Genomic DNA, 18,409 nt, shown 5'->3' on the forward strand with positions numbered 1-18,409 from the left:
AGTCCCTTTAGGAGAAAACTACCTTGGCAGATGTAATTTATCAAGCACAGCCACCCTTAGAATTTATTCCTCCGGCGTTTAATCCCTTATTTTTACAAGTCGTCCATCTGTTGCTACCCAGTTGGATAAATTGGCAAACATCTATTACCCAAATTGAAGCAGACAACGTAGAGGTTCTGGTGGATCTCTATCGCCAGTTTCAGGAGGGTAAAATCCGTTTTATGCTGGCATTTCGCCATCCTAAAACAGACGATCCATTTTGTTTGGCCTACTTGCTGTCTCAGCTTGTACCAAAGATAGCGCGATCGCAAAACACAGCGCTAAAATTTCCGATTCACGCTCATTTTATCTACGATCGCGGCATTCCTCTGTGGGCAGGTTCCCACGTAGGCTGGATTGCTTCTCGTTTAGGTGGGACTCCGATTCAGCGAGGTAAGGCTGACTGGACAGGGTTACGTTCGGCGCGTGACTTATTTGCCAATGGAAAATTTCCGATGGCTGCTGCGCCAGAGGGTGCAACTAATGGTTTATCGGAAAATATCAGCCCCCTGGAACCCGGTATTGCCCAATTAGGCTTCTGGTGTGCTGAAGACTTGCACAAAGCTGAACGCCCCGAACAGGTTCTAATTGTACCAGTTGGGATTAAATATAGTTACGTTGATGCTCCTTGGGGTGCGATCGCAAATCTTTTAAGTGAATTAGAAGGGGCTAGTGGTTTACCTGTGAATTCAGCAGAAAATGCTTCTATAGAGTCACTTTATCCGCGATTATTAACCTTGGCAGAACATTTACTTTCGCTAATGGAAAAATTTTACACGCGGTTTTATCATCTAAAGCTGCCAGAGGCCAAAACATTAGTCGGAGAAATCGAAGATAGAAATGAAGCGTTAGCAGTTCGTTTACAAGCTTTATTGAATGCAGCACTACTAATATCAGAACAGTACTTTGATTTACAGTCAAAAGGTACATTAAGCGACCGATGTCGGCGAGTAGAACAAGCAGGGTGGAATTATATATTTAGAGAAGATTTTAAAGATGTAAAAGGTGTATCTGCTGTAGAAAGAGCTTTAGGCGATCGCGTGGCTGAAGAAGCGAATGCGCGGATGTGGCACATGCGTTTAGTAGAAAGTTTTGTGGCAGTTTCTGGTAATTATATTCGTGAAAAACCGACGGTAGAAAGGTTTGCTGAGACGACTTTAATTTTATGGCAAATGATTGCTAAAATCAAAGGCGATAAAGGTATACAGCGTCCGCAGTTGGGTCAGCAAAAGGTAAAAATTACTGTGGGTAAACCCATATCTATTTCTGAGCATTATCCGGCGTATAAGGAAAATCGCTTGGCTGCTAGACAAGCTGTTGCTGATGTGACAAATGATTTGCAGCACGCATTAGAAGGATTGATTTAATTATGATGGTGAAGCTATTCCTCTCGCTCACCATTATCTGCAATTGCAATGAGGAAGAGTAAGTGCCTCACATTAGTAACCTAGCAAGCAAACTTATCGATAAACAGAAAAAATTAGTTTTAGCTCTCTAGAAGCATTTTGAGCTATTTATCTATTGGTAGGAATTTTGCTTGTAACACAGTTTCTATAGCTGTTTGTTTTTGAGGATCTAATCCTTGGGCATATTCTAGGGGAAATGGAATATTAATGTCTGGTATTACGCCTTTACCTTCCAGCCTTTGATTGCCGTTTACAAATACATTCGTAACTGCAACATAAAGTAAGCTGCCATCTCGCATTAAATAAGGACGACCTGCAAGTACGGCTCCCGCCGTTTGAGTTCCAATCACTGGACCAATCTTACTTTGTTGAAACCCAAACGCGAGAATTTCCTTACTACTACGACTGCCTGAGTTCACTAACATCACTACAGGTTTTTTCCATTGATAGTTATAGGTATAACGGCTTTGGTTTCGTGGAATGTTAGTGACACTGAGATGATGTTTGGCAGTAAACATATTGAGATAACTAACATCTCCTCCACCCCATCCATCTCTTAAATCTAAAACTAAACCGTCTGCATTTTTTAAGCGACCATAAATCAGTTCATCTTGAAGTTGTTGCTGGTAGGGGTCTGCTGCATTTGACCATATATGAATATAACCAACTTTCTTGCCATCTTGCTCAATTAGCTTAATACTGGCTGTTTGAGCTTGCAAGAACATCGTGCTAGGATCAAAAATTTTTGGTACGACAGCAATTTCTTGCTGGCTGCTCAGTTCGGGCGATCGCTGTATCAGCATTTTGACAGTTTGCCCTGCTTTTCCAGCAAAAGAGTGTATTGGGTGATATGGATAACCATCAACACTTAAAATTTGATCCCCTACCTTTAAGCCAGCTTTCGCAGCAGGGCTTCCATCAAGAATAGAGCTAGTAAATGTTTTGCCATTGATATCTTTGGTGAACAAGCCAATATCAGTGTATTCAAGTTTCCCTTTGGGGAAAAACTGTTTTAATTGCTTATTTAAGTCAGGACTTTGAGGTAAGAAAATTCCTAAAAGTTGATAGTAAGCAGGTTCGTCTTGAGTATAAAATCGAGTATGAGAAGATTTGAGCTGAGAAAGCATTTGGTTAAGCACAACAGCAGCATCTTTGCTTGAGTAAGCTTTTATTAGCTGAGGTTGATATTGTTTTTTAATAGCCTTCCAATCTACTCCATTAAAGTTGGGATCGTAAAAGTTATCATTTACTGTTTGCCAAACTTGCTCAAAAATTTTAGTTTCTGGTTTTGCTAATATTGGCATAAGCGGTGAACTTAACCACGTTAGAAGCAAAAGAGAAATACTTAAAATAAATACTCTAGCTGAAAGTTTTAAGAAAGTAAGCTGGAATTTTTTCATGTTATTGTGTCTCTTAAATCAGCAACTTCATCACAAGTCATGAAAATCCTTAGTTATTAGTTACGTTTGTACTATTTTGAATTTTTGTACACTGAATATTTATCTTTGCGATAATGCAACAGATGAAATATTTGTGATTACTGGCAACGCTAAAATATGAAAAAAAGCCTACGTTTAGTCTTAGCAGTTATTGCATTAGCGTTAATTGCTCTTTCATGGTGGAGTGTGCTTAGGGTGCAGACTTCTCTTGTAGTACGCAAGATGGAACGTCAACAGATACCGTTATTATATATAGCGCCAAAGAATGCTCAAAATGTTCCTGGTGTTTTAATTGCACATGGTTATGCAGGCTCTAAACAATTAATGCTTGCTTATGCCTACACTTTAGCTCATGCAGGTTATGCTACCATGCTGTGGGATTTTAATAGCCATGCCGCTAATACCAAACCTCTAGAAAAAAACTCACTTCAGCAGAATTTAAATCTTGCATATACAGTACTTGTAGAGCAACCAGAGGTAGATAAATCACGTTTGGCCACATTAGGACACTCAATGGGTAGTGGTGCTGTAATGTCTGCCGCTATCAATCAGGCTTCGCGCTATGCTGCAACTGTAGCAGTCTCGCCTACAGGCGCGTCAATTACAGCAAATGTACCCCGAAACCTCTTATTACAGGCAGGAAGTTGGGAAAATAGATTTGTTGGCAATGCAAAGCGTTTACTCCAAGCTGGTGGTGGAGAAAATTCCAATTTTGCTCAGGGGAAAGCAAGAAAGTTAGTTGTTATCTCCAATGCCGAACATATTACAATTTTGTTTCGCCATTTTAGTCATCAGGCTGCTAAAGATTGGCTTAATAGCACCTTCGGTATAAACAACCAGAGTAACTATGTTGATTACCGAATGCTGTGGTATTTTTTACACTTGCTGGCATGGTTAACTCTGCTTGCAGCGATCGCCCCTATTTTGGCTGATTCTTCTATTACTTACAAAACAGGACAGTTAAAAAGCTGGATGGGTTTATTAATAGCACCTTTTGTAGCTACTGGTATACTCATGTTAATCAATCGGGTAAGCGATATTGATGGCTTGGGTGGAGTATTAGTAGGTGGAGCAGTTAGTATTTGGTTTGGAGTAGCAGGTTTAAGTTGGCTGATTGCTATGGCACCACTACAACTGCCATCAGCCAGAGCTTTGGTAATTGGCATAACCTTGTTTATCATATTATCGATTGGTTTTGGGGCAATGGCACAGGTAGTATGGTTAGAGTGGTGGTTAATCCCGGCACGTTTGCAAATTTTTCCTATCCTGGCAGTTGCTTGTTTTCCTTGGTTTTTAGCTTCTGGAGTGGCACAGCAAAATCTTAATTTTGGTCAGCGAACTTTGTGGTGGCTAGGACAAAGCACAGTCTTAATTGGTGGTTTTATTCTAGTGCTTTATTTTCTGCCACAATTAAGCTTTATTTACCTTTTACTGCCATTATTTCCTGTATTTATGGCGATTTTTTCATTTTGTTCTGAATTACTGAATAATGCTTGGGCTTATGCTATTGGTAGTAGTTTATTTTTTGGTTGGGTATTAGCATCTGCCTTTCCATTGTCATAAATTTTTCATTTTTCTATTTCTACTCAAACATTCCCTGCTTTAACAATTTGATGGAGAATTGGTGACAAGTGAAGAACTAAAGAAACTCATGACTGGGGTGAGCAGTCTAGTATGTTTAGTTCGTGCTTACAACGATCGTCAAGCACCACTGACTAAACTACTAAACGAAATACTGAAATAGCATCAAGATGAGTAGAAAATCTCGAAAACCATTGATTGGCATAACAACTTACGGTCGCCTTGCAGCATTACCATTTTCTCTACCAAGTGAATATATAAATGCAGTCCGTGCCGCAGGTGGTATTCCCATATTGTTACCACCAGGGGAAATTGACCCTGCCTTAGTTCTAGACTCTTTGGATGGATTAATTCTCTCTGGTGGTGGAGATATTGACCCTGTTTGTTACAACGGTTTTGCTGATCCTACTATTTATTCTGTTGATCGCGAACGTGATGCTTTTGAATTGCAGCTTGCCAAGTTTGCCCTTGAACGCCATTTGCCAATATTTGGTATTTGTCGCGGTTTACAAATTCTTATCGTCATTTGTGGGGGTACTCTAATTCCTCACATTCCAAATGTTTATGGTACATCTACATTACATCGTCTAGAGCCTGAACCTGGACGACGCTTACCGACAGAACATCTTGTCAGAATAGATGTAGAAAGCCGTCTAGCTAAATGTGTACAGAATTCTCGTATATCTGTAGTTTCTTGGCATCATCAAGCAGTAGATAAAGTACCATCTTCTTGGCGGATTGTTGGTCATGCTCCAGATGATGGGGTAATTGAAGCTGTGGAGCATAAACATCATCCTTGGGCAATTGGTGTGCAATGGCATCCTGAGCTTTCAATTTCTGATCCTAGTCATCAAAAAATTTTTCAAGCTTTCGTTCAGGCTGCGCGATCGCTTCCTCCAAAAACTGCTTGCGGCTAGTGTAGGTTTTGGAAAGCTAAATCAACAATTCTTGGTAGTATTGTTCGGGTTCGCTAGGTAGATATGTGGTCATCTGCAAGGTTTGTTCGCTCAACTTGTAAGCTTTGTTAATATCAATGCGACTTAATAAATCCAAATCGTGGGAAATTACCCAAAGCGCACCCTGATATTCATTGATACCTTCTACCATTTGATTAACGGTTTCGATATCCAAATTGTTTGTTGGTTCATCAAGAATCAGCAGATCGATTTTGGAAATGCTGATCATAGCGATCGCTAACCTTGCTAATTCACCCCCACTCAACACCGATGCTGGTTTATTGACATCATCATATTTAAATAAGAAGTGTCCCAACTGTTGACGTAAAAGCTGATAGCTAAGATTGGGGTTGGCAGTTTGCATATTTTCGATAATTGTCAGCTGGCGATTGACGATTTCGTAAGCTTGGTCGAGATATACAGCTTTAGTTGTGGATGTTGAAGCCAGCATAGCGGATGTGCTATCTCTAAGTATCGATAACTTATTTGTTATATCTGTTGCCAATGTTGCTAAAATAGCTTTTGCTAGGTTTGATTTGCCAGAACCATTTGCACCAGCTATAGCTATGCGATCGCCCGAAGAAATATGAAGCTGAATGTTTTCAATCAGCAGGCGTTCGCCTACCCAAAGATTTGCACCCTGAATATCAATGAGATTTCTCCGTTTTTGACTACTTTGTTCCAATTGAATACTTGTAGCCTTTGTCGTTCTGACTTTTGTATCTGTAAATTTCTGTGTTGCCTTCTCAACAATTCCTCCATGTTTTTGTTTTGCAATTCCTGCTGTCACCTCTGCTTTTCTTTTCATTGCCCCAGCTACAATTTTAGGAATGCTACCCGCTAGTTTCTGACCTGTTTTGCGGGATTGGGCTGCCCTTTGCTGTTCTTGTAGTGCTGAGGCTTTAGCACGTTTGAGTTCTTTTCTAGCAACTTCATGCGATCGCAATGCTGCTTCTGACTCTGTTTCTTTTTGTTCTTGGTATAAAGAAAAATGACCTCCGTAAACTTTGACTCCCTCTGCCGTGAGTTCCCAAGTTGTATCTGTAAGTTGGTCTAGGAAAAATGGTTTGTGGGAAACAATCACAAATGCTCCTTCAAAGTTATTGAGAAAGTCTTTTAAACTTTCTAACGCTATCAAATCCATGTGGTTAGTTGGTTCATCTAATAGCAACACTTTTGGCTGTTGCGCTAAACCAATAGCCAAGAATAGTTTTGTGAGTTCTCCACCACTGAGATTGAATAGTGGTAAGGATAAGTCAAGCGTGGTATTGAATTGTGTTTCCAGAATTGCCTCAATATTCCACCATTCTTCAGAAACAGAACTCAGAAAATCAAGAACTGTGTCTGCTTTGATTTCCTGTTTGATAGTGCTGATTTGAGGTAAGTAGTATATTGTGCTTTGAGGCGTAATAGAACCCGTTGTGGGATTGAGTTGACCAGCCAAAATTTTTAAGAGAGTTGATTTTCCCACCCCATTAGAGCCGACCAAAGCAATGCGATCATTCTCTGCAATGCTGAGATGAACACCTTTAAATAAAGCCCTAGTTGAGCTAAGTTCATAGCCTAAGTTTTCAGCTAACAATATTGATTTTTTCTGCATTCTTTCCAAACTCCTTTAAAATTATAGGCTTACGCAAAGCCTCCCAATCTAGTAGAGGGTTGGGAAGTCTGCAATATGTGAAATCCTCAAGATACCGTTGAGGTTGCGTAAGCCCTGAATTAATGCGACAGACTGCTAGACTTCTTCTCTCTTCCCTCTAAAGAGAAGAGTTGGGAATGAAAGCAATCCATGCTTCTATTTAGTAAAGTGAATATTTGTCACCTTGCTATGACGGGCGATAAGTCTATTTCTACAAGCGCGTTTCCTGCCGTAGGAAAATTAGCTAACCCAAAGGGAACACTAATCCCACAACAGGTGAGACATTGTTTAAAACAAAAAAATTCTTTTGCCAGTCCCTGTTGCTTATGAACAAGGGTTTTTGCTACTACTTCATTTCAGCTATCTGAGGCGTATTCAGGTTTAATTCTAGCTACATTATGGTAGCACGGGATTCCAAAAACGTAATTAAAAATGTGGGCGTATGAATACGGGATGAATTATGCAAACAGGTTGCTGCTTGATTGAGCTAACTGTGTGCCTACCCTGTTAACGTAGGCACACAGTTGATCCTGGCAAAAGAAACTGGGAATGGAAATTTTGATCAAGTGAGGTATTAGATAACCTTAAAATACTTTGTGATGAGCAATTACTACCAGGGTTTATTTTAGATTTAAGTCAGGTTTGGTAAGAAATAAATTCAATAATTTAATCGTGTTTAACAGTTAAAATGCAGTAATTTTGCTCAAATTTCAGTTGGTGGATGCCAGCCAGCAGACACCCAAGCTTGCCTAACGGTTACAGCATAAGGATTATTCAGTTGCAAAGCTAATACAGTTGCACGCCACAGGCAGTCAAACCTGTAATTTGAGTGCCGTTGTTTGTCCAAGTGAAATGATGTGACCATTTTTGTTGACGAGGGTTGAAGAGTTTGACTTTACGGTTTGTTACTCCATCTCTGGCATGAGTCTGAATACCTTTGTAGGCATTGCATAACCTACAGGCAAGCCACAGATTTTCCTCATCGTCGGTACCGCCTGCTGCTCTAGGAATGATATGTTCAATTTCTAAAATTCCCAAAACATACTTTTGGAGACTAAGGCAATAACCACATTGATGATTCGCCTGTATCCATATCTGCACCCGGACTTGTTCAGAAATCTGGCTCACTAGCTTAAGGGTTCAATCAACCCACGTTTGACAGCTTCGCTTAACGCAGTGGCTTTTCTTAAAAGTCCTTCTTGATATACCTGCATCAGGGTTTGTAATTCTGAGCGATCGCCTTCACTAAGAGTACCTGATTGTTGGCGATCAAGCAGTTCGCTCAACCGAGCATCCTGTTCTGCTTCCATTTGCAGTTCGATCAGCACCAGGACTTGTTCATCAGAAAGCACAGAGACACGCTCAAGATCAATAACATCCCCATTGACAGGCGGAATTGAAAGTTGAATGGTATCTACTAAAATGCTGGCAACATCACGATTTGCCAACCGTGCAAAGCGTTCTGCACGTTGGTAAATTTCATCTGGCAGGGTAATGATGATCTAGGTATTCATAGCTCTTGCAAATACTTCTCTCTATTCTCACTTGCAAATGGATAAAACGCGATTGCTGGGAAGCCATACCACTAGAAGTGCGAAAAAAGTTTGCACCGATTTGTCCTGAGTTTGTGATTGAATTGCGTTCCCAGAGCGATAATTTACGAATTTTGCAATACAAGATGCAAGAGTATATTGATAATGGCACGCAACTTGGTTGGTTAATTAATAGAAAACAACGCCGAGTTTTTATTTATCGTCCTAATATTGCGGTTGAGGTATTAGATAATCCTAAAACCCTTTGCTACCTGGTTTTGTTTTGGATTTAAGTCAGGTTTGGTAGCTCACATCTTGCACCAGACGATTAAAAATAGTGCCAGAGATATTTCATATACATAGAAAACATTAAATAAATGAACATTATACTCTCTAAAAAAGAAAGAGATGAAATACTTAAGTGGTTGAATCGTAACCGCCAGATGTTATTAGATTTATATAAAAATCAATATGTTGCTTACAATGCAAATGGAATAATTGCTCACAGCGAAAATTTACGCGAAGTTTTAGCATTAGCTAATACTGGGAAATAGCCTTTTTTGATTTACCTAGTTCCACGTCATACTGTTCTATAGAAATTTTACCAATTTGCTTTCGCACCGTCGCCCACCATCCATGATTGGCAGTAATTTTAGTCAAACTTTAGTAGGTGGATGCTAGCCAGCAGAAACCCAAATTTGCCTAACAAGGTTCCTAAGCTGACGCGCATCTAAATTTGATAATTTAGCGCCTGAACTCCTTTTTTGTCCTAGATTGCCGTGTAAAACTAGATGACGAACAGCTTAACTCAAACTCAAAAATTTATTCCTCATCTTCAAACAAAGATTCTAAATCTCTATAACCACTTGCAACACGAGTAACACTAATTCCATCCTCGCTGGGATAGTAAAATATAATGTAATCATCCACAACAAACCCGCGCAAATTCGTTACAAGTCTTCTGTAACTTTTCCCCATACTGGGAAAATCTGCTACTAACTTACACTTTTTACGAATATCATCAAAAAGCTTACTAGCTGCTTTTGGGTTACTGCGAGCAATATATTCACAAATTTCATCTAAATCTTGAATTGCTTCATCTGAAAATGAATAACTACTCATTCGTCAGACTCCTCAGCAATTTTCCGAATTTTTTCTTGAAATCTAGCGAAAACAACTTCGCCATCAGTTACTTGTCCTTTAGCGATTTGTTCAGTTCCTACAGCAATTTTTTGGCGTAATTCTTCAATTCGCCGTTCTCTTTCTTGAAGCAACCTAAAAGCTTCATTGATAACATCCTCTGCACTAGCAAATCTACCACTTGCAATTTGCGCTTGAATAAATTGCTCTATTTCTGACTTGAGTGTGATATTCATAACTTGTACCTCAGCTAAAAAAGTTTGTACCAGTTTGTGATTCAATTGCGTTCTGAAAGCGTAGTTTACCGCCGTAGGCATGGCTTGCAAGTTTTGCAAGACAAGATGCAAGAGTATATCCCGACTTCTTAATGAATCTTACTCACTAGCTTAAGGGTTGAATCAACCCACGTTTGACGGCTTGCTTCACTCAACGCAGTGGCTTTTCTTAAAAGTCCTTCTTGATATACCTGCATCAAGGTTTGTAACTCTGAGTGATCGCCTTCACTAAGAGTACCTGATTGTTGGCGATCAAGCATTTCGCTCAACCGAGCATCCTGTTCTGCTTCCATTTGCAGTTCGGTCAGCACCAGGACTTGTTCATCAGAAAGGACAGAGACAGGCTCAAGATCGTTAATGTTCCCACAGGTATAAGAGTATAATGTATTACTAACCGAACAGTGCATAGTAAAAGCAACAATTATTGTTATGGATAATAATTACCCTTTTGATGAAGAACAAATTTGGTTTAATGATTATGCTGACGAAGAGGATGATTTTCAAATTGATGAATATGATTTAACCTCTACACCAAATGATTTTAATGTAATAACAATTTATAACTTTATGGAATCTGGTGCTGTTAAAATACCAGGGTTTCAAAGAAATTATGTTTGGGATATAAACAGAGCATCTAAACTGATTGAATCAATAATTTTAGGTTTACCAATTCCACAAATTTTTCTATATGAAGAAGCAAGAAATAAATTTTTAATTATTGACGGACAGCAACGATTAATGTCTATATACTATTTCATTAAAGGTAGATTTCCTCTTAAGGAGAAACGGGTTGAACTAAGAAGAATTTTTGAAAAAGATGGTTCTATTCCCGATAAAATATTGAGCAACGAAAATTATTTTAGTAAGTTTGATCTAAGTCTTACACAAAAGCTTCCCGAACAGCCTAATAAATTTAAAGGACTTAATTACCACACTTTAGGTGACTACAAAACACAGTTTGAGCTTAGACCTATTCGGAACGTAATAGTTAAACAAAATTTCCCTAAAGATGATAGTTCTTCAATATATGAAATATTTAATCGTTTAAATTCGGGTGGTGTTAATTTGTATCCGCAAGAGATTAGAGCCAGCTTATATCATTCTCCTTTTTACGAAATGCTTAATCGTCTAAATATGGAAGAAGGATGGCGAAAATTATTACAAATGAATGAGCCAGATATTCACATGAAAGACGTTGAGCTTTTGCTTCGAGGTTTTGCCATGCTGATTGATGGAGAAGACTATGCTCCTTCACTACCAAAATTTTTAAATAATTTTTCAAGAAGGAGTAGAAAAAATACTCAAGAGCAAAATGATTATCTTGAGAACTTGTTTAAATCATTTCTAAGGCAGTTTGAATCTTTACCTGAAGATCCATTTATTGGAAAACGTAACAAACGCTTTCATATAGCACTTTTTGAAGCTGTATTTGCCAGTATATGTAAACCAATATTTTTACAGCATGAGTTTTTAGATTCTCCTATAGACATTAGTAAAATTAAGCAAATAGAAACTGATGGACAGTTTATAAAGGCTTCCTCAGAAGGCACAACAAAAAAGACAAATGTTGAAATTCGTTTAAAACGGGCTAAAGATATTTTAGGTATTCAAGGGTAGAAAAGTGCTAGAAGAAACAGGTGTTGATAGGCTCTATAAAGAGTTTAAAACTTTAATAGAATATATTGAACAAGGAAATGAAATATCACTCCGAAATACAGTAGATGAAAATTTTAGAAAAGCTTTACTTTTATCCGCAGCAAGTTATTTTGAACACCGTATAACTAATGACATTCTCGAATACATGGGTGAAATATCTAACAAAAACGAGCTTTTAGTTTCCTTTGTGAATAATAAGGCTATAAGTAGACAATATCATACGTATTTCAATTGGAAAGATACAAATGCAAATAGTTTTTTTGGTTTATTTGGTGATATATTTTCAAATTTTATCAAACAAGAAGTTAGAAATAGCGAACAGCTGAGTTCATCTATTAAGGCATTTCTTGAAATAGGACGCGAAAGAAATAGATTAGTTCATCAAGATTTTGGTACATTCTCTCTAGAAAAAACATCTGATGAAATCTATCTACTTTACAAAGATGCTTTACCTGATAAACTTCGCCAATGCTTACAAAAAAATGAAAATGAAGCCGAAAAAATCGGGACTGAGAAATAAATCTCAGTCCCGATAAAAAAGCGGGCTAACCGCTATTTATATGGTTAACCCGTGCAGCTTTGGGAACGCGCAGAGAAATTGTTATTGCAATACCAACTTCACATTGGCGTTTTGCAAACCGCGTTGTTTTACTTCAGCCAAAGTTTTGTTAACGGCATACTTTTGGTTGATGGAGTTGATCAACTCGGTTTGGTTGTGCTTCTTAGCAACGCCCCACAGGTCAGCGATTAGGTCAAAAGAACCATCGCTGTTGCGAGACCAGCCGAGGTCATATTCGCCATCTAACATAGCAACGATGTCAGAACGGACGCGCTGACCGTTATAACCACGGACATCAGCTTCAGTCTTTACGCTGATACCGAGGTCGCGCAAAGAAGCTTTGAGGATTTCGGCATCGGTGATTTTGGTACGCAGGGTGCTAAAGTGAGACATTTGGGTTTCCTCCAATGAGAAGATTGAGAAAAACGACAACGGTTTGTTTTGGGCGAAGCCGCGTTAGCAGGATGCGGCTTTTTTTTTAACTGCTAGCATTTAGAGCTAGCCTTTCCCCCTGGGATGGCAGAGGAAAGCTTTTAGAACTCCATTCGCTGATATTCAGCTACGGAGGACGCTGCGGGGCGTGCGCGCTGTCTGGCCCAATCTCTCAGAGCCGTTACTTGTTCTTGCATCGTTCGAGACAGCGGCAATGTTGCCTTCAGTGCAGCAATAATATCTAGTTGGGTGAACTCCCGATCTTGGGCAAAAGCTTCATACATTGCCGCAACGATCGCTTGCTCAACTTCTGCCCCAGAAAAGCCATCAGACATCTTAGCTAGTTGCTCAAGATCGAATCGAGAGATGTCTTCACGGCGCTTAGTTAGGTGGATATTGAAAATATCCTGCCGTTCTTCTGGTGTTGGCAGATCCACAAAGAAAATTTCATCAAAGCGTCCTTTCCTCAGAAACTCGCCAGGTAAGCGTTCTACTCTGTTAGCAGTTGCCATCACAAATACTGGTGATTTCTTATCTTGCATCCATGTGAGGAAGGAGCCGAAGATTCTACTTGAAGTCCCCCCATCGGAATCGGAAGAACCTCCACTACCAGCAAAGGATTTATCCAATTCATCGATAAACAAAATCGCTGGGGAAATAGATTCTGCTGTTTTCAGGGCGTTTCGCAAGTTTGCTTCACTTCGTCCCACCATTGAGCCGTCGTAGACTCGCCCCATATCCAACCGCAACAGTGGTAAACCCCACAGTCGGGAAGTAGTTTTGGCAATTAATGACTTACCACAACCGGGAACTCCGAGAATTAACATCCCTTTTGGTTGAGGCAAACCATACTCTCTTGCTCTTTCTGTAAAAGCGTTAGAGCGTTGCTTGAGCCATCTTTTTAACTCTTCTAAGCCACCTACAGCGTCAATGGTTTCATCTTCTTCAATGTATTCTAAGATTCCATTGCGCCGAATTAGTTGCTTTTTCTCAGATAAAACGATATCTACTTCATCTTCCGTCAGACGCCCTGTTGTTACCTGTGCCTTTCGGTAGACTTTCTCAGCTTCATCTTTAGTTAGACCTAAAGCTGCTCTAAGAAGCTTCTCTCTGGCTTCTGTTGTCAACCGCCGACCACGATTTTGGTCTACGTGCTGAGTTAGTACTTTATTTAACTCTGCCATATCTGGCAGTGTAAAATCGATAACAACAACTTCTTTTTCTAACTCTATAGGTACTTGTTGCATCGGTGACATCAAAATAATGTTCTTTTGCGTACCTTTAAAGCTAGCGATCGCATCACGTAACGATCTGTTTGTTGCAGGCGCATCAATAAAAGGATGTAAATCTTTAAGAATAAATATACTAGGTTCTTTCTGGCGAATTATCCACTCGATCGCCGCCTCTGGAGACACGGTATTGTGTTGGGTAACATTCCGGGGCTGACCATACTCTACAATCCCGTGTGTTACTGTCCAAACAAATACTCGGCGCTGGGGCTTTAACTCTGACTGGGCGATTGTGGAAATTGCTTGCTCGGCCCGCTCTTCCTCGGAGGTCACAAGGTAGATTAAAGGGTATTGAGCTTGAATTAGGATCTTGAGCTCTTGGTTCATACTTCGACCTACTTGAGACCTTATAGAGACAGTAGAGACATTGCTTCTGGTAAAGACAACCGAATCATTAATATCTATCTAGCAAGGAACTAACTCTTCCTCACCCTTGGGATAGGTTTCATCTTCATCCATTTCATCAATGGAAAGATGTGGTTGACCGACTACTCCTGGTTGATTGCCTAAAGTAACCAGTTCCCCATCACGTAATACTAGTGAGCTATCACAAGTTGGGCACGAATAAACTCTATGAGTCCGCCCATAAGAAGAATCTTCTACCTCGTCAACCAATTCTGAATTAGATAAGTAAAAAACGAGGGCACGTTCTGCAAGTTCTGACATTGGTTCTGAATCGACTGCTGAACGAATCTTCAATTTTTTGTGCAACTCTGGCGACAAATACAAAGTGACCTTTTGCTTAGTTTGCGTTTGCATATAACTCTTTAACGGTCTTACCCGGGTATGTATATTAAATTATCGGTTCTTCTATTGGTTGTCAAGACAGTAAAACGTTTTGACGCCAATATTGTTACATTTGTTTACATTTGAGGCTGAAATACTGTTTATTGAGTGATAAATAGCTGACTACAAACCTCTCAGAGTTAATCAGGACTTAGGCACTCAAAACCTCAAACCTCAATGGAAATTAGCGATCGCTAATTTAATGATTGCCTGAGTTGGCTGATTTTTTAACTATTTGGAGCGTAAGCGGATTAAAGTTGAACACCTTTCCGGTTGCAAACAACTGATATCCACAAGAGATGCCAGCGAATGACACCAACATAGAAAAAAGAGACACAGAGCCAATTACAACACCACTGGCAAGGAATAGAGCAATTCCTATGCCAATCAACACCCATCCCAATATCCGATTATCGCGCCCAGCCCAATTTAGAGCTACTACACCTCCGATACACAGCAAAATTCCAGGTGTGCTGCGTAAGTAGACGCTCACATAAATACTTGTACTTAAAAATGTAACGCCTGCGAGGATTAGTCCTAAGCCAATGAGCTTGCTGGCAAGGATTACTTGTTCCTCTTCTTTGCCGATGTTAAATACTGTAATTCTTGTGGGCGCGGAGTTTGGCGGAGGATTTGTTGTGGCAGATGCAGAGTGCTGCACCCTAAACATGAAAGTTATTTTTTCTCCCTGCCCAAGAGAAATTTTATCTCCTGGATGCAGTGGGAAAAAAACTTGAGGTTGAAGTTTCGCACCGTTAATGTATGTGCCATTAGAACTGCCCAAATCGGTGATATGGTATTCATCCCCATTTATCCAAATTTGCGCGTGGATGCGAGATGCCACATCCGAATCTGGTAAGCCAGAAATATCAATATCTGGTGGTTTTTGCTCGTTTGGCTTACCGATGCAAATTACAGAAAGATTTGCTGGAAATTGCAAAGATGTGTTGGTTTGGAAGTGAAAAAGCTCCAAAGTTAGTTCGGCTGTCTGAGTTGCACTGTGCATAGTTTGTGTGATAAAGCACTCTTTATAAGTTTGTCTACTGAGAACTCAAAAGAGAATGGTAAATATCCTGAATATTATTGAATTTTTAATGAGCGCTCTTTTGGTGCAGTTTCTTCAGCAGTTTACGGATTCGAGAATAGCTAGTAAATTGGCGAAGGTATTGATCTGAGTTTCTGGCACTTCTATAAAATCAGTAACTTTGGCAAAATGTGTAATGTAAATGGCTACTGCTAATAAAATCTGTAGTTTGGGGCGAAGAATTTATCGGTTTGCCGCAAGCGTTAGCGGAGTTATTGCCCTGTTAATAATTTTGTGGGGTTGTACTGCAAATTATTTTAACGCCGGAGCGATCGCCTGGAAAACTTATAGCAACTCCCGTTATGGCTTTGAATTTCCATATCCGAGTAACTGGACTTCTTTAGCAGCACCAGCAAATGATGATGGAATTGCGTTTTTTTCACCACAGGATAACTCAGTGGAAATTCGGGGGTGGGCAAGTCAGCAGTTACCAAATTCGATTGTTACAGATCAAGAGTCAGTGAAAAGGATAAAACCCAACTTTCAAACCGCCCAAGGACTGTCTGGGGTGATCGTTGTAGAAGTTGATCAACAAGTAGGTTCAATGACACTGACACTAACTCAGAGTCAAGTGAAATACTACTGGCAGGGACGAAGCAAGAGGCAAGATTTTCAAGATTACTATCGTTTTTTTTATTACATTGCCCAGCAGTATCGCATTCCGAAGTCCTGAGAGACGCGATTAATCGCGTCTGTACAAGAGTTAGGATAATCCGTTTATTTTCCACCATTTTCCTCTGCCTCTGCTCCCAAAATACACATCTCTCCCAGAATGATGATTGAGAGGGTACACAAACCTGATAGATTTAGCTATCAGCGAGTAAAAACTGGTGAAGATGAAAGTCCTGGTTATTGGTGGTGATGGATATTGCGGTTGGGCAACTGCTCTTTACCTTTCCAATCGAGGTTATGAAGTTGGAATTTTAGATAGTTTGGTGCGGCGGCATTGGGATAATGAACTTGGAGTCGAAACTCTTACTCCGATCGCACTAATTCAACAACGTCTCCAGCGCTGGCAAGATTTGACGGGTAAATCTATCGATTTGTTCATCGGCGATATTACAAATTACGAATTTCTCCATAAAACATTACAGCAATTTCAGCCAAATGCTCTGGTGCATTTTGGTGAACAGCGTTCGGCCCCATTTTCCATGATTGACCGAGAACATGCAGTTGTTACCCAGGTCAATAATGTAGTTGGTACGTTGAACTTGCTGTACGCTATGCGGGAAGATTTCCCCGACTGTCATTTGGTGAAGCTAGGGACAATGGGTGAATATGGTACACCCAATATTGACATCGAAGAAGGGTATATCACCATTGAACACAATGGACGCAAGGATACCCTACCTTATCCCAAGCAGCCTGGTTCGATGTACCACTTAAGCAAAGTCCATGATAGTCATAACATCCACTTTGCTTGCCGGATTTGGGGATTGCGGGCAACTGATTTAAATCAGGGTGTAGTTTATGGCGTCTTAACCGAAGAAACGGGGATGGACGAACTATTGATTAATCGACTGGATTACGATGGTGTGTTTGGTACTGCACTAAACCGCTTTTGTATTCAAGCAGCGATTGGACATCCGTTAACTGTCTACGGTAAAGGTGGACAAACTCGCGGATTTTTGGATATTCGGGATACAGTACGATGTGTAGAATTAGCGATCGCTAACCCTGCCGAGGCTGGTGAATTCCGCGTATTTAACCAATTTACCGAACAATTCAGCGTCGGCGACTTGGCATTGATGGTGAAAAAAGCTGGTAACGCTATGGGATTGAATGTAGAAATCAATCACTTAGATAATCCCAGAGTTGAGAAAGAAGAACATTACTTCAACGCTAAAAACACTAAATTGCTCGATTTAGGTTTACAGCCTCACTTGCTTTCTGATTCTTTACTCGATTCTCTGTTAAACTTTGCCATCAAGTATCAGACGCGAGTTGATCACAAACAAATTCTGCCCAAAGTCTCTTGGCACAGAAATTAGGATAAACTCTGCGTGCGGCTGATAACAGAACCTTATTTAACTCAAGTCAGTAATTGGCCTGAAAATGGTCGCCATATTTTAGCACAATATGACGACCATTTAATTGTTGTTTATCAGGCGTATCGTCCATCTATTGGTAACTTCGCCGCTACCTACGGTTATTTTGGTGGTGAGTTCAGTTTTGAGCGTATGAGTTGGATAAAACCTAACTTCCTTTGGATGATGTATCGTTCTGGATGGGGTACACAAAATGGGCAAGAGGTAGTGTTAGCTATTTCGATGAAGCGTTCGGCTTTTGATGAAATCTTAGCGGCGGCTGTTCATTCTAGCTACGTCCCAGAACTTTATCCTGATAAAAGTGCCTGGCAAAGAGCATTGAAGCAATCACAAGTTCGCCTACAATGGGACCCAGACCATGACCCATCTGAGACAAAATTAGAAAGACGCGCTATTCAGTTAGGGTTACGTGGTGAAGTACTAGCTGCTTATGCCAAAGATTGGATTGTCAACATTGAGGATATCTCGGACTTTGTACAATAAACAGAGGCAAAACATTAAATCTGACTGTGCAGAGTTGATTACACCACAGGAGAGGGTCTATTCTG

General features: G+C 40.0%; 20 protein-coding genes and 1 pseudogene. 10 read left to right on the plus strand and 11 right to left on the minus strand.

Annotation, left to right across the window (positions count from 1 at the left end; all coding sequences use genetic code 11):
• Window positions 1–23: 23 nt before the first annotated feature.
• Window positions 24–1,406 (plus strand): 1-acyl-sn-glycerol-3-phosphate acyltransferase, encoded by a 1,383-nt coding sequence (locus tag H6G26_RS18140; RefSeq protein WP_190730579.1) that lies wholly within the window; start codon window positions 24–26, stop codon window positions 1,404–1,406.
• A gap of 143 nt (window positions 1,407–1,549) precedes the next feature.
• On the opposite strand, the gene H6G26_RS18145 is transcribed toward H6G26_RS18140, so the two are convergent.
• A complete protein-coding gene (locus tag H6G26_RS18145; protein WP_190730580.1) occupies window positions 1,550–2,845 on the minus strand; it encodes a S41 family peptidase in 1,296 nt (431 codons plus the stop codon).
• Window positions 2,846–3,001: 156 nt separating this feature from the next.
• On the opposite strand from H6G26_RS18145, the gene H6G26_RS18150 reads away from it, so the two are divergent.
• Entirely contained in the window at window positions 3,002–4,447 is a 1,446-nt protein-coding gene (locus H6G26_RS18150; RefSeq protein WP_190730581.1) for an alpha/beta hydrolase, read from the plus strand.
• 188 nt (window positions 4,448–4,635) lie between these two features.
• Complete coding sequence (locus H6G26_RS18155; protein ID WP_190730582.1) at window positions 4,636–5,382, plus strand: gamma-glutamyl-gamma-aminobutyrate hydrolase family protein; 747 nt, start codon at window positions 4,636–4,638, stop codon at window positions 5,380–5,382.
• A gap of 16 nt (window positions 5,383–5,398) precedes the next feature.
• Here H6G26_RS18155 and abc-f read toward each other — a convergent pair whose 3' ends face one another.
• The 3 genes from abc-f to H6G26_RS18170 form a co-directional block, all read right to left on the minus strand.
• Complete coding sequence (gene abc-f, locus H6G26_RS18160) at window positions 5,399–7,021, minus strand: ribosomal protection-like ABC-F family protein (protein WP_190730583.1); 1,623 nt, start codon at window positions 7,019–7,021, stop codon at window positions 5,399–5,401.
• 825 nt (window positions 7,022–7,846) lie between these two features.
• Window positions 7,847–8,188 (minus strand): HNH endonuclease, encoded by a 342-nt coding sequence (locus tag H6G26_RS18165; RefSeq protein WP_347242475.1) that lies wholly within the window; start codon window positions 8,186–8,188, stop codon window positions 7,847–7,849.
• Window positions 8,188–8,508: a hypothetical protein gene (locus tag H6G26_RS18170; protein ID WP_242053783.1), complete on the minus strand. Its 321-nt coding sequence runs from the start codon at window positions 8,506–8,508 to the stop codon at window positions 8,188–8,190. The genes H6G26_RS18165 and H6G26_RS18170 overlap by 1 nt, the downstream gene beginning before the upstream one ends.
• Before the next feature lie 104 nt (window positions 8,509–8,612).
• Here H6G26_RS18170 and H6G26_RS18175 point away from each other — a divergent pair.
• Both H6G26_RS18175 and H6G26_RS18180 read left to right on the plus strand, forming a co-directional pair.
• Window positions 8,613–8,899: pseudogene (locus H6G26_RS18175) on the plus strand (Uma2 family endonuclease); the annotation flags it as partial.
• A gap of 70 nt (window positions 8,900–8,969) precedes the next feature.
• The gene (locus H6G26_RS18180) at window positions 8,970–9,146 is read left to right on the plus strand and encodes a DUF5678 domain-containing protein (RefSeq protein ID WP_229559735.1); all 177 of its coding nucleotides are present in this window, start codon (window positions 8,970–8,972) and stop codon (window positions 9,144–9,146) included.
• A gap of 268 nt (window positions 9,147–9,414) precedes the next feature.
• On the opposite strand, the gene H6G26_RS18185 is transcribed toward H6G26_RS18180, so the two are convergent.
• From H6G26_RS18185 to H6G26_RS18195, 3 genes are all read right to left on the minus strand, one after another.
• Window positions 9,415–9,714 (minus strand): type II toxin-antitoxin system RelE/ParE family toxin, encoded by a 300-nt coding sequence (locus tag H6G26_RS18185; protein WP_190730584.1) that lies wholly within the window; start codon window positions 9,712–9,714, stop codon window positions 9,415–9,417.
• Window positions 9,711–9,968 carry a type II toxin-antitoxin system ParD family antitoxin gene (locus tag H6G26_RS18190; protein WP_190730618.1) on the minus strand — a complete coding sequence of 86 codons (258 nt, stop codon included), beginning with the start codon at window positions 9,966–9,968 and terminating at the stop codon, window positions 9,711–9,713. Before H6G26_RS18190 ends, H6G26_RS18185 begins: the two co-directional genes overlap by 4 nt.
• Before the next feature lie 128 nt (window positions 9,969–10,096).
• On the minus strand, window positions 10,097–10,414 hold the full coding sequence (locus H6G26_RS18195) for a hypothetical protein (RefSeq protein ID WP_242053784.1): 318 nt from the start codon (window positions 10,412–10,414) through the stop codon (window positions 10,097–10,099).
• Window positions 10,415–10,436: 22 nt separating this feature from the next.
• On the opposite strand from H6G26_RS18195, the gene H6G26_RS18200 reads away from it, so the two are divergent.
• Together H6G26_RS18200 and H6G26_RS18205 are read left to right on the plus strand one after the other, a co-directional pair.
• Window positions 10,437–11,624, plus strand: coding sequence for a DUF262 domain-containing protein (locus H6G26_RS18200; RefSeq protein WP_190730585.1), 1,188 nt, complete (start codon window positions 10,437–10,439; stop codon window positions 11,622–11,624).
• A gap of 4 nt (window positions 11,625–11,628) precedes the next feature.
• Window positions 11,629–12,183, plus strand: coding sequence for a HEPN domain-containing protein (locus H6G26_RS18205; protein WP_190730586.1), 555 nt, complete (start codon window positions 11,629–11,631; stop codon window positions 12,181–12,183).
• Window positions 12,184–12,264: 81 nt separating this feature from the next.
• On the opposite strand, the gene H6G26_RS18210 is transcribed toward H6G26_RS18205, so the two are convergent.
• From H6G26_RS18210 to H6G26_RS18225, 4 genes are all read right to left on the minus strand, one after another.
• The gene (locus H6G26_RS18210) at window positions 12,265–12,615 is read right to left on the minus strand and encodes a DUF1257 domain-containing protein (protein WP_012407317.1); all 351 of its coding nucleotides are present in this window, start codon (window positions 12,613–12,615) and stop codon (window positions 12,265–12,267) included.
• 140 nt (window positions 12,616–12,755) lie between these two features.
• A complete protein-coding gene (locus H6G26_RS18215) occupies window positions 12,756–14,270 on the minus strand; it encodes an AAA family ATPase (RefSeq protein ID WP_190730587.1) in 1,515 nt (504 codons plus the stop codon).
• A gap of 78 nt (window positions 14,271–14,348) precedes the next feature.
• On the minus strand, window positions 14,349–14,702 hold the full coding sequence (locus tag H6G26_RS18220) for a hypothetical protein (protein WP_190730588.1): 354 nt from the start codon (window positions 14,700–14,702) through the stop codon (window positions 14,349–14,351).
• 226 nt (window positions 14,703–14,928) lie between these two features.
• Window positions 14,929–15,735, minus strand: a complete 807-nt coding sequence (locus tag H6G26_RS18225; protein WP_190730589.1) for an FHA domain-containing protein — start codon at window positions 15,733–15,735, stop codon at window positions 14,929–14,931.
• Between the two features lie 220 nt (window positions 15,736–15,955).
• Between H6G26_RS18225 and H6G26_RS18230 the strand changes: the two genes are divergently transcribed.
• The 3 genes from H6G26_RS18230 (at window position 15,956) to H6G26_RS18240 (ending at window position 18,344) form a co-directional block, all read left to right on the plus strand.
• Window positions 15,956–16,486 (plus strand): hypothetical protein, encoded by a 531-nt coding sequence (locus H6G26_RS18230; RefSeq protein ID WP_190730590.1) that lies wholly within the window; start codon window positions 15,956–15,958, stop codon window positions 16,484–16,486.
• Window positions 16,487–16,649: 163 nt separating this feature from the next.
• Window positions 16,650–17,804: an NAD-dependent epimerase/dehydratase family protein gene (locus H6G26_RS18235; RefSeq protein WP_100899423.1), complete on the plus strand. Its 1,155-nt coding sequence runs from the start codon at window positions 16,650–16,652 to the stop codon at window positions 17,802–17,804.
• A 12-nt stretch (window positions 17,805–17,816) separates the two neighbouring features.
• Window positions 17,817–18,344 carry a DUF4291 domain-containing protein gene (locus H6G26_RS18240; RefSeq protein ID WP_347242476.1) on the plus strand — a complete coding sequence of 176 codons (528 nt, stop codon included), beginning with the start codon at window positions 17,817–17,819 and terminating at the stop codon, window positions 18,342–18,344.
• Window positions 18,345–18,409 lie beyond the last annotated feature (65 nt).

The organism is Nostoc sp. FACHB-888 (assembly GCF_014696655.1).
Classification (GTDB): domain Bacteria; phylum Cyanobacteriota; class Cyanobacteriia; order Cyanobacteriales; family Nostocaceae; genus Nostoc.

Excerpts from the sequence above, each read along its gene's own strand:
- H6G26_RS18145 (WP_190730580.1), bottom strand. The coding sequence starts at position 2,845 with ATGAAAAAATTCCAGCTTACTTTCTTAAAACTTTCAGCTAGAGTATTT.
- H6G26_RS18225 (WP_190730589.1), bottom strand. The coding sequence starts at position 15,735 with ATGCACAGTGCAACTCAGACAGCCGAACTAACTTTGGAGCTTTTTCAC.
- H6G26_RS18150 (WP_190730581.1), top strand. The coding sequence starts at position 3,002 with ATGAAAAAAAGCCTACGTTTAGTCTTAGCAGTTATTGCATTAGCGTTA.
- H6G26_RS18155 (WP_190730582.1), top strand. The coding sequence starts at position 4,636 with ATGAGTAGAAAATCTCGAAAACCATTGATTGGCATAACAACTTACGGT.
- H6G26_RS18185 (WP_190730584.1), bottom strand. The coding sequence starts at position 9,714 with ATGAGTAGTTATTCATTTTCAGATGAAGCAATTCAAGATTTAGATGAA.
- H6G26_RS18230 (WP_190730590.1), top strand. The coding sequence starts at position 15,956 with ATGGCTACTGCTAATAAAATCTGTAGTTTGGGGCGAAGAATTTATCGG.
- abc-f (WP_190730583.1), bottom strand. The coding sequence starts at position 7,021 with ATGCAGAAAAAATCAATATTGTTAGCTGAAAACTTAGGCTATGAACTT.
- H6G26_RS18210 (WP_012407317.1), bottom strand. The coding sequence starts at position 12,615 with ATGTCTCACTTTAGCACCCTGCGTACCAAAATCACCGATGCCGAAATC.
- H6G26_RS18180 (WP_229559735.1), top strand. The coding sequence starts at position 8,970 with ATGAACATTATACTCTCTAAAAAAGAAAGAGATGAAATACTTAAGTGG.
- H6G26_RS18200 (WP_190730585.1), top strand. The coding sequence starts at position 10,437 with ATGGATAATAATTACCCTTTTGATGAAGAACAAATTTGGTTTAATGAT.
- H6G26_RS18195 (WP_242053784.1), bottom strand. The coding sequence starts at position 10,414 with ATGCACTGTTCGGTTAGTAATACATTATACTCTTATACCTGTGGGAAC.
- H6G26_RS18215 (WP_190730587.1), bottom strand. The coding sequence starts at position 14,270 with ATGAACCAAGAGCTCAAGATCCTAATTCAAGCTCAATACCCTTTAATC.
- H6G26_RS18220 (WP_190730588.1), bottom strand. The coding sequence starts at position 14,702 with ATGCAAACGCAAACTAAGCAAAAGGTCACTTTGTATTTGTCGCCAGAG.
- H6G26_RS18235 (WP_100899423.1), top strand. The coding sequence starts at position 16,650 with ATGAAAGTCCTGGTTATTGGTGGTGATGGATATTGCGGTTGGGCAACT.
- H6G26_RS18190 (WP_190730618.1), bottom strand. The coding sequence starts at position 9,968 with ATGAATATCACACTCAAGTCAGAAATAGAGCAATTTATTCAAGCGCAA.